This is a genomic window from Crocosphaera sp., assembly GCF_030064895.1.
Lineage (GTDB): Bacteria > Cyanobacteriota > Cyanobacteriia > Cyanobacteriales > Microcystaceae > Crocosphaera.
On record NZ_JASJEB010000139.1, the window covers coordinates 1 to 13,708 of the forward strand.

The window sequence follows — 13,708 nt, forward strand, 5'->3', positions numbered from 1 at the left end:
GCCTTGGGAGAGTCCGACCTCTGGGTTGTTAATGGCAACATTGATAATCTAAGTTGTCTCGTTGAACAAGGAATCTCTAGTAGTGATACGGAGAGAATCCCCCACTATATTGCGTAGCTTAGCGGAGCAATTAGTGGTGGGAGTATGTCAATTGAAATAAGTCGTCAACGGATACTGCAATTAATTCATGCTAAACGAGTCAAAGGGGCGTATAAAACCCAAAAAGGCTGGAAAATTCCTCTTTATGGCAAAACGAGAATGCCTAGAATTATTCGTGGCAAGCGAGGTAGAAAAGGCACATGGTTGGTTAGGCGTAGAACAAAACCTACTGTTATTCACGTTAATAAAGGTCTAATCGGGAGTAATAGTAAGCGAGAGGAGAAAAAGCCTGTCATTATTGTTAGAAAAGGCTCTAAAACGATCTATTGTTCCGAAGTTTCCTTTGATGGATACTGCAAAATTATTTACAGACCGGAGAACGAAACCCTCTACTCTGGGGCAAAAGTTTGGATAGAGGTCAATGGGGATACTAAAATTTCCATGAAATCTGAGACTATAATCATTAAAAAGGAAGTTAATTAAGGAATATTCCTGTTTTATTAACCAAAATTAATGAATCAAAAAACTCGTGGAGCGATCGCCGCAGGACATCCCAAAACAGCAGAGGCTGGTCAAATTATGTTGGAATTAGGGGGTAATGCTTTTGATGCAGCGATCGCTGCCATGTTGGCTTCTTTTGTGGTGGAATCTACTTTAACTTCTGCGGGGGGAGGTGGATTTTTGTTGGCACATACACAAGAGAAAGAAAGTATTTTATTTGATTTTTTTTGTCAAACCCCTCGCCGAAAAAAGTCCTTGGAAGAGATCGATTTTTACCCCGTTAATATTAACTTTGGGGGAGCGAACCAAGTGTTTCATATTGGTCGGGGTTCTGTTGCTGTTCCAGGTAGTTTAATGGGCTTATTTGAGGTTCATCAGCAACTGGGTAAGTTACCGTTTTCTGTGTTGGTAGAACCAGCCATTGACTATGCTAGAAATGGTTACCAAGTTAACGACTATAACCGAGTTACTTTTGAAGTTTTAGAACCTATTTTAAGGACTTCCCATGAGTCAAGAAAAATATATTTATCGAACAATGAGTTATTAAATATCGGGGATAGAGCTTATCTGAAAAATTTTGCTAATGTATTAGAAGAGTTTGCTAAAAAAGGAATCCGAGAGTTGTATCAAGGAGATATTGCTCAGCAAATTTTACAAGATATGAAAGAAGGGGGTTATCTAACTCCAGAAGATTTACAAAATTATTGTGTTCTTAAAAGAAAGCCTCTTAATTTTAACTATAGAGGCTATCAATTATTAACTAATCCTCCTCCTAGTTCTGGCGGTATTTTGATTAATTATTCCCTAAAAATTCTAGAGAATATTGATTTAAACAGTTATGATTTTGGTAGTCAAGCCCATCTACAATTATTAGCAGCAGTGATGTCATTAACCAATGAAACCAGAAAAATAAACTATGATAATTATCTTTACCAAAATAATATTATTAGTCAATTTTTAAGCACTAAGAATATTCTTGATGGTCAAAATAAATTACAAAAAACCATTAACAAATGGGGCAGTACAACTCATATTAGTGTCATGGATGAATATGGCAATGCAGCCAGTGTAACTAATTCTAATGGAGAAGGTTCCTCTTATGTTATTCCTGACACGGGAATTATGCTTAATAATATGTTAGGAGAAGCAGATTTGAACCCATTGGGATTTCATTGTTGGCCTAATGATTGCCGTATTTCTTCTATGATGTCTCCTGCCATTATTCTCCAAGAAGGAAAACCAAAAATTGTCTTGGGTTCAGGAGGTTCAAATCGTATTAGAACTGTTCTTTTACAAGTAATTTCTAACTTATTAGACTTTAATTTTTCCCTGGAAGAAGCCATTAATAAACCTAGAATTCATTGGGAAAATAATATGTTTAATCTAGAACCAACAGAACAGTTAGAAAACCTTGAAAATTTACAACTACCACCAGACACAGAGATTATTCTTTGGCGAGAAATGAATATGTTTTTTGGTGGAGTTCATGGTGTCAGACTTAAAAAAAATCATTCCTTAGAAGCTATAGGCGACCCAAGAAGATCAGGGGTTGGTATTGTTATCTAAATCATCTATTTGTAATATTTGTTTTAATTCATTAATTATTTCTTGTTCAGCCGGTTTTAACTCTCTATCTGCTTGAGCAATAACTAAACAAATTTGTAATAGTAATGGAGCTAACTCTTTATCTCCAACATAAGGAGTAATTAATTTGATAATTGCTGTTTTTTCCTGTTGATAATTATTTTGCAGGGCTTCCCCTTTAATACGAAAAATTTCTGCTGCTTCATTAGCATCAAATACCTGAAGTTGTTGAAAATTATCTAAGATATAATCCCGTGCCATTAGCTCAGCAAAAGCAATGTCACCATCAACAACAGCTAATAAAGCACAAACACCCATTGCTGCCTCGAGAAAATTTTTTTGACGTACTTGCTGCTGATGTTTAGCGATCATTGCTTTGATTGATTGGATTATGTTGGACATGGTAGTGATTTAAGTAACTATAATAATAATCTACCAAAAAATAGGATATTTAAACCCAGCCAAGACTGATTAATTCCCTGGGAAAAATTAATTATAAAATGGCACTAAAACTCAATTCCGAACTAAGGAACAGACAGACAGCTAGATAACTGTCCATAACCTTACAGACATCAAGAATAAAAAGTTTTATAGTGTAATGACAATGACCCTATTTGCAATCTCCACAGCGAGATTATTTTTATTGCGTTTTGCCTAAGAAAAATGAATATTCCTACAAGTAAGAGCGAGCAAGTCAAATCTCGAATTTCTCCTTGGTTGATTAATATTGCTTATCCTTTCGGCTCGAAAATAGTCTTGCCCTTCTATTTTGGTTCTATTACCATCAACGGACAAGAAAATATCCCCAAAACCGATCCCGTTATCATAGCTCCCACTCATCGTTCCCGTTGGGATGCTTTAATAGTACCCTACGCCTTCGGGAGAATAGTGAGTGGTCGAGATGTTCGGTTTATGGTTACTTCTAGTGAAATGACAGGTATTCAGGGCTGGTTTATTCGGCGTATGGGAGGGTTTCCCGTGGATATTAAACGGCCAGGGGCCAGTAGTTTAGAATATAGTGTGGAAGTTCTCAAACAAGGAGAAATGTTAGTTATTTTTCCAGAAGGAGGCATTTTCAGAGATACAGAAGTTCATCCCCTCAAACGAGGAGTAGCCCGTATTGCTCTAGAAGTGGAATCTCAACAACCCGGTTGTGGCATGAAAATATTACCTGTCAGAATTGAATATAGTCAGCCTTTTCCCAGTTGGGGAACCGATATAACCGTTAATATTAGTCCTCCCCTAGATGTAGCTACTTATGACACCACCACTATGAAACGCAGTTCCCAAAAGCTAACCCACGATCTAGAATCTAATCTCAAACGAATATTTCAGGGTAAACTTAAGCAGACAGTTATTCAAAAATAATATTAATGAATCAATCTTTAGTTCCTGCTCCTTCTGGTATTTTTCAAATTCCAAATAGTCCCATCAGTCAAGACAGTGCTGATGAGCGTCCTTTAAAATTCTCTTTGGTGTTACCCACCTACAAAGAAGCAGGAAATATCCAAAATATTGTTAAAATTCTCACTCATTTACTCGATCAATCCATTGCTGGAGAGTATGAACTGATTGTTGTTGATGATAACAGTCCCGACTATACTTGGAAATTAGCCTTAGAATTGATTCCAGAATACCCCCAACTGCGAGTAATGCGCCGCACCGAAGAAAAAGGTCTATCCACCGCCGTGATTCGAGGATGGCAAGTTGCTAGAGGGGAAATTTTAGGGGTAATTGATGCCGACTTACAACACCCACCGGAAATTCTCCAACAGCTTTTAGCTGAAATGGATAAAGGGGCTGACTTAGCTGTGGCCAGTCGCCATGTGGAAGGGGGAGGAGTGAGCGAATGGAGTATTATTCGTCGTTTCTTATCCCGTGGCGCACAAATGTTAGGTTTGATTATTCTGCCGGAAGTAATTGGCCGTCTTTCTGACCCTATGAGTGGTTATTTTATGGTACGTCGCAGTGCGATCGCTGGCAAACCCTTGAGTCCTGTGGGTTACAAAATTTTGATAGAAGTCACCGCTAGAGGGAAAATTCGCTGGTTAGCTGAAGCTGGATATGTGTTTCGAGAACGTCAAGCAGGGGAAAGTAAGGTCACTTGGAAACAATATATTGAGTATTTACAGCATCTTTTACGACTACGTTTATCTTTATCGGCTAGGTTTATTCAGTTTTGTTTAGTCGGGTTTAGTGGGCTTTTTGTCGATATGACGGTTTTCTTTCTACTTCGTAAAGGATTAGGATTACCTTTTGAACCTAGTACCATTCTCTCTGCAGAAGTAGCAATTATTAATAATTTTCTCTGGAACGATCTCTGGACATTTCGGGATATTTCTAGTCGACAACCAGGAAAACGTCAGCGAATAAAAAGATTTATTAAATTTAATGTAGTTTGTCTGGCTGGGGTGATTTTACAAACATTATTGGGTCGTTTCTTCCTAACTATTTTCAATGAGTTAAAGTTAGATGAAATGATTACTAATGTCATAACTAATGGGTTATTGATAGAATTGCTCGCTAGTGATATTTTAGCAAAATTTATTGCTATTGTGATGGTAACATTTGTGAATTTCTGGTTAAATAGTAAGTTGAGTTGGCGGGTAACAGAAGTTGAAAAATAACTTTGCATATTATGGATTTAGTCTTGTCAAAATATATTCTAGTTTTGCTAAAACTTCCTCAACTAAATTGGATGATGTTGTATCAAACCACTCAATTTCTGGATAAGCACGAAACCAAGTTCTTTGACGTTTGGCAAATTGGCGAGTATGAGAAATAATTTCTTTTTCTGCTTCGGTTAATGATAGTTTTCCTTGTAGATAATCAATAATTTCTGCATACCCTAGTGTCTTCAATAAAGGTAAGTTACAACCATATTTTTTAACTATTTTTTCTACTTCTTCAATCAACCCCATATCGATCATTTTTTTTGTTCTTTGTACAATTCTTTTCCTTAATTCTTCGGAAGAACAATCTAACCCAATTTGTATAATAGGATAAGAAGGAGGATTTTCTCCTTGTTGTTGAGAAATTGGAATTCCCGTCACATAAAAAACTTCTAATGCACGCAGAGTTCTAACCTTATCGTTGGGATGAATTTTTTTACTTCCTAGAGAATCAACTTGTTGTAAAATTTCATAACATTGTTGTTGTCCTAACTCTTGTAACTGTAATCTTAATTGAGTTTGTGGAGAGACTCTAGGAATTTTTAGTCCTTTAACAATAGATTTAATATATAGTCCAGTTCCCCCCACTAAAAGAGGAAATTCTGTAAGATTATTATTAATTAAATTTTGTGCTTTTTCTTGATATTCCGCTAAGGTTAATGTTTCTGTTGGCTCACAAATGTCAATTAAATAGTGAGGAATTAAATTCCGTTCTCCTTGAGTAACTTTTGCTGTTCCAATATTAAACTCTCGATAAACTTGACGGGAATCAGCACTAATAATGATAGAATTAATAGACTGAGCAATTTCTAAAGCTAAGGCTGTTTTACCTGTTGCCGTCGCTCCACAAACGACGATTAAGCCTCTTGACATAATGACCAATCTTAGCGGTTTTTTCTATCATAACAAAATTCCTATTTTTATAGAACCCATTTGGTATCTTTTGGATTAATATACTACCTAATCCGACATTAAAAAATCATGATAACCGTATAAGTATGGAATATTGATGAATTGATTGTGAATAAATATTAAGAGCTTTAGGTTTTTTGATTGATCTTGGGAATTCTATAGTTAGTCAGAGGAAGTAGAAATTCCTCATTTGATCTCGTCACTATTACTAAGAAATTCCTATGTTAGCCACATCTTCCTGTAACAATATTGATAACCGTGATTCTCTTGAAGTCAAATCCATCACAGACTCAGATCAAGAAGCTAACGAGATCACTTCTGGATTGGGAGATAGTTTATTTGAATTAGAATTACAAAACATAAACTTGACAGAAACAGATTCCTCAACTCATCGAGTTACAACTGATTTAGTCCGCTTATATCTTCAAGATATTGGTCGGGTTCCTTTACTGACAAAAGAAGAAGAGGTCTGTAAGTCGAGGCAAGTTCAACGTTATGTTAAATTGCTAGACATTAGAAACCAAGCAGCAGAAACAGAGGATGAGATCATGAGCCAATTTGTTCACGTTCATCGCATTCACGATGAATTAATGGCTTATTTAGGTCATCGTCCATCTTGGGAAAAATGGGCCAAAGCTAGTGTTGTTTCTGTGTTTGAACTAAAAGAAATTTTGGCGCAAGGCAAACGTAAATGGGCCGTTTTGGCCAATATGGATGTAGAAGAATTAAATCAGATTCAAAAATCAGGAACTCGGGCCAAAGACGAAATGATTAAAGCTAATTTACGTCTGGTGGTTTCTGTAGCTAAAAAGTATCAGCATCGAGGGTTAGAATTGCTGGATTTAATTCAAGAAGGAACCCTGGGATTAGAAAAAGCTGTGGAAAAATTTGATCCTGTTAAAGGATATCGTTTTTCTACTTATGCTTATTGGTGGATTCGTCAAGGTATTACTAGAGCGATCGCTACCCAAAGTCGGATTATTCGACTTCCTGTTCATGTGACAGAAAAACTCAATAAAATTAAACAAGTTCAACGCAAAATTTCTCAAATTAAAAACCGTAATGCTACCCTAGAAGAAATTGGTCAAGAACTCGATATGAGTGCTACACAGGTTCGAGAAGTGTTGATGAAAATTCCCCGTTCTGTATCTTTAGAGGTTAAAGTGGGTAAAGAAAAAGATACAGAATTAGTTGATTTGTTGGAATCAGAAGATATTTCCCCGGAAGAAAATTTAGCCATTGAATCTTTACGTCGAGATATTGGGGTTTTATTGGAAGATTTAACGGAAAGAGAACAACAAGTAATTAAACTACGTTATGGGTTTAAAGATGGGATTGCTTATTCTTTGGCTGATATTGGACGCACTTTAGAGTTATCTCGGGAACGAGTTCGTCAAATTGAGGCTAAAGCATTACAAAAGCTGCGTCAACCTCGACGACGCAATCGAATTAGAGATTATTTTGAAAGTTTGACTTAATCTGTTAGGTAAGATCGTCAATTTTTCTCAAAGATGGTGATGGTATTTTTGTTAATATTAAGAGATATTCTTACTATATTTCTAATGTCATCCCCTCAAGAGTTTCATCCACCAACAAAACTAAATTTTTCCACAAAGTTAGCTTATGGGATTGGAGAATTAAGTGGTTCGTTACCCAGTAATATTTTAGTTTTCTTTTTCCTCTTTTTCTTGACAGATATTGCCGGCCTAAAACCTGGAGTCGCTGGTATTATTGTCATGACTGGAAAAATCTGGGATGCTATTAATGATCCCTTGATTGGTTGGTTAAGCGATCGCACTCGTTCACGGTTTGGCCGTCGCTATCCTTGGATGATTTTAGGCTCGATCCCTTTAGGATTAAGTTGTGTTTTGTTGTGGACTATTTCTCCTTCTGATGATCAAACTTTTCAGATTGTTTATTATACCATTATTGCTTTAAGTTTTTATACTGCTTTTACGGCAGTTTTACTACCTTATAGTGCTTTATCTGCTGAGTTAACCCCGGATTATAATGAGCGAACTAATTTAATTAGTTTTCGTTCTGCTTTTAGTATCGGTGGCAGTATTTTATCTTTGATTCTAGCTGAACTTCTTTTTAGTTGGATTAATAATGAAGAAAAACAATATTTATTCTTAGGGTTAATAGCAGGATTAATTGCAATTGTTTCTACTTACATAAGTGTTATTGGCACTTATAAAAGATATAATAAAATTCAACAAAATAAAACTAAGTATAGTTGGTCTTCTTCTCTATCTATCATGGAAAGAATAAGTTTAATTTTTACAAATTTCCCCTTTATTTGTGTGATGATTATTTATCTTTGTTCCTGGTTAAGTGTACAAACTATTGCTGCTATTCTACCCTATTTTGTTATTAACTGTATGGGGTTAACAGAAGGACACTTTACTCGTATGGCTCTTATGGTTCAAGGAACAGCTTTAATGATGATGGTGGTCTGGAATTATTTGAGTCATCGCTTAGGAAAAAAGATGATTTATTTAATGGGAATTCCCTTTACTATTATCGCAGAATTAGGATTATTTTTACTGCAACCTGGACAAGTAAACTTAATGTATATAATTGCTATTATAGCAGGAATTGGTATTGCAACGGCTTATATTGTTCCTTGGTCAATGTTACCTGATGTTGTGGATTTAGATCAGTTGAAAACAGGAGAAAGACGAGAAGGAATCTTTTTTGCGTTGGTGGTTCAATTACAAAAAATTGGTATTGCTTTAGCTCTATTCTTAGTAGGTAGAATTTTAGATAGTGCTGGTTATATTCCAAAAAGTACGGGACAACAACCAGATACAGCTTTATGGGCGATACGTATGATAATTGGTCCTTTACCTATTACTTTATTAATTATTGGTTTAATTTTCGCTTACTTATATCCTATTACCAAAGCAGTTCATCAAGATATTTTGGTTCAAATTTATCAACAGAAAAATCAACACCATTCTTGATTAATTTAAGTTATTTTTACAGATATAGAGTTACAAAAAATATTTAGGATATAAAGAGTAATTTGCGACTAGGTGGGTTATTTCCACCACACTGCAATAGTAAGTTTTTGTAATTTTCAACTATCATTTTTATTTTTCCTTTTAACCGTAATTCCGAGGAATGAGGAATCTTATTTATGCAACAATTATGATTTTTTCTGGCACAAACTGGTTATTTTCTTGTAACTTCCAGCTTTTTATTTCAGTAACTTTACCCTTTCTTAAAGAAGCAATAATATAAGAATAGTCTGGCCAAGCAACTTCACGATCAAAAGCCGAGGGAATAGCAGGATGATCAGGATGAGAATGATAAATCCCAATAATATTTAAGTTACGATCGCGGATTTCTTTTTGAACTTGTAATAAAATATAAGGGTCAATACTAAAACGATTTTTTCTACTTAGATGTTGATGGTCAGAACTTCCTGGATTTTCCAAACCCTCTATAATCTCAGGAGTCCAATTATTGTCTGTTTCGCGAACTTCTATCACTTGTGGATGATCTCCTTCAATAGTTCCGAGTAACAAACCACAACACTCCTCAGGATAGGTTTTTTGAGCATGGGTTTCGATTTGTTGCAGTTGAGTGCCAGAAAGATAAATCATAGCCTAATATGATAGCAAGTTTGGTGGTTCTCGCAGCAAAGCTAAAATAAACATAGAAGGGTTGACTGTTTTGCAGGAAATTTTGTCATAATTTTAGGTAGGGAACCCTGTGATTATCGAAAAATAAAAATATTATGCGTATTAAACAGTTAGTTGTCTATGTCGGACTATTGATCTTAGGTAGCGGTGCAGGAGTTTGGGGAAGCCGTTATTTAATGCAAACCCCCCAAGAGTTGACCAGCGAAACCCCAACAGTGGTTCCCGCCAACCTCAAACCTTTTCCTTTCCCTTCCAAATCTTCTCCACAAACCAATTTAAACTTTATTGCCAAAGCTGCCCAAAAAGTAGGTCCGGCCGTGGTCAAAATCGACGCAACCCGACAAGTTTCTGACCAAATGGGAGAAACCTTTGAACATCCTTTCTTTCGTCGTTTCTTTGGTGACGAGATACCCATTCCCAGAGAACACACCGAACGAGGAACGGGTTCAGGGTTTATTTTAACCCCCGATGGACAGTTATTAACCAATGCTCACGTGGTAGATGGCACTAAAGAAGTGAAAGTTACCCTCAAAGATGGTCAAGTCTATAAAGGAAAAGTCTTGGGAACCGATACCATGACCGATGTAGCGGTTGTAAAAATTGAGGCCGAAAACTTGCCTACGGTGGATATTGGCAATGCAGAACAACTCAACCCTGGAGAATGGGCGATCGCTATTGGCAACCCTCTAGGACTGGATAATACGGTGACGGTGGGTATTATTAGTGCTTTAGGCCGTTCTAGTTCAGAGGTGGGAGTACCAGATAAACGAGTTAGATTTATCCAAACCGACGCAGCTATTAACCCAGGAAACTCCGGGGGGCCCTTACTTAATGCTCAAGGTCAAGTCATCGGTATTAATACAGCCATTCGGGCCGATGCTCAAGGGTTAGGCTTTGCCATTCCTATCGAAACAGCACAACGGGTTGCTAACCAGTTATTAACCAAGGGAAAAGCAGATCATCCTTATTTGGGTATCCACATGATCACCCTTAATGCAGAATTACGCAAAGAACTTAATCAGGAGCAACAATTCCCGTTTAAAGTCACGGATAATGAAGGGGTTTTAGTGGTAAGAGTTGTTCAAGGTTCCCCTGCAGAAAAAGGAGGGTTTAAACAAGGAGATATTATTGTTAAAGTTGGGGGGCAACCGGTGAGTGAAGCGGTGGAAGTGCAAGAACAAGTAGAACTTAGCACCATTGGAGACACTTTAGCCGTTGAGGTTATGCGTCAGGGTCAACCTGTCACTTTGGAGGTGTTACCTGGTTCTTTCCCCACAAAATAATTAACAGTTAACAATTAACGAATCAATTATCCATTAATCACTCTGCCATAATAGGCCATCACCTTTTGACTTTGCCAAGCCCACATTTGATCACCTAAAGAAAAGTGCCACCACTCCCCAGGATGGCGCAAAAATCCGGCTTGGGTCATAATTTGGTTGAGTATTTCTCTTCTTTGATGATAACTTTTTGCCTTGCTATCCGTACTATCCCCATAATAATTGGGCTGCGATCTCTCGGATAATTCATCTATGTGTCCTCCCATATCAAATAATTGACCATAATCATCCACCAAGGTAATATCAACCGCAGCACCGGTACTATGGGGCGGTGGGGTAGCTAAATTATCACTGGGTATAGCCCAAATTTGATAAACTTGTTGCCAAAGGTTTTCTTGTTGATGGGGAGATAATTTTTCTAAGCTTAGTCCCTTTTTTTGTAGTAGAGATGTAAACGTATAATCCACCATAAACTGTTGTACAGCAACGGGTCTATAAGCATCAAAAATGTGAATTTTACAGCCTGGATATTGTTCCTGTAAGTTAGTTTGCGCTTCTATCAGTTTTTCTACAACTCGAGAGCGTAAATAATGGGGAGATTTTTGTCCATAACACGCTCCTAACTTTTGATAGGGGTGAGGTTTTTCTACGGAAAACTGTTCTAAAGGAATAGAAATGAGGGGTTCACCACAATCTTGAATCGGTATAGTTTGATAGGGTTTCATGGATTTATTACATAATTATACTTAAGTTTAAACTAGATTGCTATTAAAGAAAAGTTATAGAAAATTGAGAATAAATCGGTTGGAATCAATATGGACAACCTCAAGATTTCAAGAAAAAATTAGTGATGCTTGATTTATACCGAAAGTACCATCATTATTGTTGAATTTTGTGGTTATAGTCAATTCAAATAAAAATGAGACAAAAACTTCCCCTATATTGTCACCATAGTGAGCAATATGCTCACACTACTCTGTCTCAAACTTATTTGAACAAAATTGTTGAGCGCAGTCCCCATCTAAAATCTTTGATGAGCGATGGGGTTAGCGAAACCAGCAAATAAAAGCTTCGCCGTCCTTATTCTGGGGTTTCTTGATTTTGTACATATTCTATAAGTCGTTCTAAAGGAGCCTGTGCGCCAACACTGATAATAACATAACTCCCTGACCAAAATTGAGGTTTAGAACCCCAATAAAACTGAGATAAATGTTCTCCATATTCAGAACGTAAACGACGAGAAGTAACAGTTTTTATATTATTAACTAATTTAGAAAGTTCCACAGAGGGATGAGTTTCAAATAATAAGTGAATATGGTCAGCCTCACCACCAAATTCAATCAAATCACATTCCCATTTACTTAATAAATCTCGTAAGATTAACTGCATCCTCTCTAAAATGTCAGTGGTTAAACACTGACGACGGAACTTAGTGACTAAGACTAAATGATAAATTAGGCGGAAAGCACTATTACTGCGAGTTTTTAAGGGTAACTGCATTAATTAACTAATTACATAACTAATTGATATTTTTCAGTATATATGGTACAATAATATAGAGTCAATAAAGTTTTAGCCGTGTTATGGGTAAGTCAAAAGCCAAAGGAAAAAGCAAGACTCTATGATTCGCACAGATGTCTGGAGTCTCAAGGTGACACCATCCAAAAAAAAGCTATTATTATTGACAGTTGCAGAATATAGAAAATTCTTAAAACCTTTAGTTTTTATTGTTAATGCAGAATGGAAAACAATTGGTAATCTAACGGATAAAGAGAAAATAAATTATCTAGAAAAATCTATCCATGTAACTAGCAACAATCCCAATCCAAAATATTCATATTATCAAAAAGCTATTAATAAATATCCATCTTTTCGGAAGTTTCCTAATTATTTAAGAAGGGCAGCAATAGCTGATGCCATTGGCATCGTTTCAAGTTTTCAGACTCGTTATAGAGAATGGCAATCAGGGATAAGAAAGAACAAAAAAGTTAGACCACCTCGCTTAACAGCTATGTGTCAATCTTACCCTGCTTTATATAAAGGTCAACAAGTTAAATATAATAATGATTATCAAAATGTTTCTCTCAAAGTGCGGAATGCACCGCCGCTTTCCACCTTGAATTCAATTCAAGGTGGGTCGGCGGTTTGGAATGGTTTTGATTGGGTTTTGTTAACAGAAATTCCAGTTAAAAGTCATGGACTTAATCGACATAAAGTGATAGGTAATCAGATTAAATCACCAGCTTTAGTAGTTAATTCTAAGACTTGTCAGCTTTCAATGCCAGTTAAAGTTAAACCAATTAAAAAGGAGGATTCAGATTATGTTTGTTCCGTAGATTTAGGCATTAATAATGCTGCAACTTGTTCAATTGTTGGACGGGACGGTACTGTAAAGGCTCGGAAATTTATCAATCCGGCTAGAGACATAGACCGTCGAAATAAACGAAAAATGATGATTGCTAAAAAGTCAAAGCAAACTCACAAAAAGATAAGGCAAAAGTTTGTTAAAGGTTTTTGTCGAGGACTTTATCGGAAATCAAGTAATATTAATTTAGAAATTTCCCGTAAAGTATCTAGAGAAATTATTGAGTTTGCTAAACTTCATGATGTTAAAGTAATTGTCATAGAGAACTTAGCAGGATGGAAAGCTAAGGCAGGAAAGAAAGGCACTTTAATGAGACAAAAGTTTCATTTATGGTGTCATGGAAAAATAGTAGAGATTTTAAATAACCGATGGGCAGAATTAGGAGGAATTGTACAAACAGTTAATCCTAAATATACCAGTGCTTATGCCTTTGATGGCAGTGGAAAAGTTAAACGTAGTAAAAAGAATTATTCTTTGTGTACTTTTCCGTCTGGAAAACAATATAATGCCGATCTTTGCGCTTCCAATAATATTGGGGCAAGGTATTGGTATTCTGTCTTAATTGGTGATAAGTATTTCTCTAAGGTATTTGTTAGCCAAAGTTCTACAAATACACTGAGAACACCAGTAACCTTGGGGACACTT

The 13,708-nt window shown here is 36.3% G+C and carries 13 protein-coding genes; 8 read left to right on the forward strand and 5 right to left on the reverse strand.

Going from position 1 to position 13,708, the window contains the following annotated elements:
• Positions 1–144: 144 nt before the first annotated feature.
• Entirely contained in the window at positions 145–582 is a 438-nt protein-coding gene (locus QNJ66_RS24270; RefSeq protein ID WP_300511225.1) for a hypothetical protein, read from the forward strand.
• 30 nt (positions 583–612) lie between these two features.
• Complete coding sequence (gene ggt, locus QNJ66_RS24275; protein ID WP_300511226.1) at positions 613–2,166, forward strand: gamma-glutamyltransferase; 1,554 nt, start codon at positions 613–615, stop codon at positions 2,164–2,166.
• On the opposite strand, the gene QNJ66_RS24280 is transcribed toward ggt, so the two are convergent.
• Positions 2,143–2,586, reverse strand: coding sequence for a tellurite resistance TerB family protein (locus QNJ66_RS24280; protein ID WP_300511227.1), 444 nt, complete (start codon positions 2,584–2,586; stop codon positions 2,143–2,145). The genes ggt and QNJ66_RS24280 overlap by 24 nt on opposite strands.
• Before the next feature lie 261 nt (positions 2,587–2,847).
• Here QNJ66_RS24280 and QNJ66_RS24285 point away from each other — a divergent pair, with 261 nt between their 5' ends.
• Positions 2,848–3,552, forward strand: coding sequence for a lysophospholipid acyltransferase family protein (locus QNJ66_RS24285; RefSeq protein ID WP_300511228.1), 705 nt, complete (start codon positions 2,848–2,850; stop codon positions 3,550–3,552).
• A gap of 5 nt (positions 3,553–3,557) precedes the next feature.
• Positions 3,558–4,811, forward strand: a complete 1,254-nt coding sequence (locus QNJ66_RS24290; RefSeq protein ID WP_300511229.1) for a glycosyltransferase — start codon at positions 3,558–3,560, stop codon at positions 4,809–4,811.
• Positions 4,812–4,820: 9 nt separating this feature from the next.
• Here the strand turns inward: QNJ66_RS24290 and miaA are convergent, their stop codons facing one another.
• Positions 4,821–5,729 (reverse strand): tRNA (adenosine(37)-N6)-dimethylallyltransferase MiaA, encoded by a 909-nt coding sequence (gene miaA, locus QNJ66_RS24295; protein WP_300511230.1) that lies wholly within the window; start codon positions 5,727–5,729, stop codon positions 4,821–4,823.
• A gap of 260 nt (positions 5,730–5,989) precedes the next feature.
• Between miaA and sigC the strand changes: the two genes are divergently transcribed.
• Complete coding sequence (gene sigC / locus QNJ66_RS24300; protein ID WP_300511231.1) at positions 5,990–7,246, forward strand: RNA polymerase sigma factor SigC; 1,257 nt, start codon at positions 5,990–5,992, stop codon at positions 7,244–7,246.
• An 84-nt stretch (positions 7,247–7,330) separates the two neighbouring features.
• Complete coding sequence (locus QNJ66_RS24305) at positions 7,331–8,734, forward strand: MFS transporter (protein WP_300511232.1); 1,404 nt, start codon at positions 7,331–7,333, stop codon at positions 8,732–8,734.
• 174 nt (positions 8,735–8,908) lie between these two features.
• Here the strand turns inward: QNJ66_RS24305 and QNJ66_RS24310 are convergent, their stop codons facing one another.
• A complete protein-coding gene (locus tag QNJ66_RS24310) occupies positions 8,909–9,379 on the reverse strand; it encodes a M67 family metallopeptidase (protein ID WP_300511234.1) in 471 nt (156 codons plus the stop codon).
• 134 nt (positions 9,380–9,513) lie between these two features.
• Between QNJ66_RS24310 and QNJ66_RS24315 the strand changes: the two genes are divergently transcribed.
• On the forward strand, positions 9,514–10,701 hold the full coding sequence (locus QNJ66_RS24315) for an HhoA/HhoB/HtrA family serine endopeptidase (RefSeq protein WP_300511236.1): 1,188 nt from the start codon (positions 9,514–9,516) through the stop codon (positions 10,699–10,701).
• A gap of 26 nt (positions 10,702–10,727) precedes the next feature.
• Here the strand turns inward: QNJ66_RS24315 and QNJ66_RS24320 are convergent, their stop codons facing one another.
• Together QNJ66_RS24320 and tnpA are read right to left on the reverse strand one after the other, a co-directional pair.
• Positions 10,728–11,423, reverse strand: coding sequence for a M15 family metallopeptidase (locus QNJ66_RS24320; protein WP_300511237.1), 696 nt, complete (start codon positions 11,421–11,423; stop codon positions 10,728–10,730).
• A gap of 355 nt (positions 11,424–11,778) precedes the next feature.
• Positions 11,779–12,198, reverse strand: a complete 420-nt coding sequence (gene tnpA / locus QNJ66_RS24325) for an IS200/IS605 family transposase (RefSeq protein WP_300511239.1) — start codon at positions 12,196–12,198, stop codon at positions 11,779–11,781.
• 121 nt (positions 12,199–12,319) lie between these two features.
• Here tnpA and QNJ66_RS24330 point away from each other — a divergent pair.
• A partial coding sequence (locus QNJ66_RS24330) for a transposase (RefSeq protein WP_300511240.1) occupies positions 12,320–13,708 on the forward strand: 1,389 nt, incomplete at its 3' end.

Bases quoted from the DNA above. Each gene is read 5' to 3' on its own strand.
- QNJ66_RS24270 (WP_300511225.1), top strand. From the start codon at position 145: ATGTCAATTGAAATAAGTCGTCAACGGATACTGCAATTAATTCATGCT.
- ggt (WP_300511226.1), top strand. From the start codon at position 613: ATGAATCAAAAAACTCGTGGAGCGATCGCCGCAGGACATCCCAAAACA.
- QNJ66_RS24280 (WP_300511227.1), bottom strand. From the start codon at position 2,586: ATGTCCAACATAATCCAATCAATCAAAGCAATGATCGCTAAACATCAG.
- QNJ66_RS24285 (WP_300511228.1), top strand. From the start codon at position 2,848: ATGAATATTCCTACAAGTAAGAGCGAGCAAGTCAAATCTCGAATTTCT.
- QNJ66_RS24290 (WP_300511229.1), top strand. From the start codon at position 3,558: ATGAATCAATCTTTAGTTCCTGCTCCTTCTGGTATTTTTCAAATTCCA.
- miaA (WP_300511230.1), bottom strand. From the start codon at position 5,729: ATGTCAAGAGGCTTAATCGTCGTTTGTGGAGCGACGGCAACAGGTAAA.
- sigC (WP_300511231.1), top strand. From the start codon at position 5,990: ATGTTAGCCACATCTTCCTGTAACAATATTGATAACCGTGATTCTCTT.
- QNJ66_RS24305 (WP_300511232.1), top strand. From the start codon at position 7,331: ATGTCATCCCCTCAAGAGTTTCATCCACCAACAAAACTAAATTTTTCC.
- QNJ66_RS24310 (WP_300511234.1), bottom strand. From the start codon at position 9,379: ATGATTTATCTTTCTGGCACTCAACTGCAACAAATCGAAACCCATGCT.
- QNJ66_RS24315 (WP_300511236.1), top strand. From the start codon at position 9,514: ATGCGTATTAAACAGTTAGTTGTCTATGTCGGACTATTGATCTTAGGT.
- QNJ66_RS24320 (WP_300511237.1), bottom strand. From the start codon at position 11,423: ATGAAACCCTATCAAACTATACCGATTCAAGATTGTGGTGAACCCCTC.
- tnpA (WP_300511239.1), bottom strand. From the start codon at position 12,198: ATGCAGTTACCCTTAAAAACTCGCAGTAATAGTGCTTTCCGCCTAATT.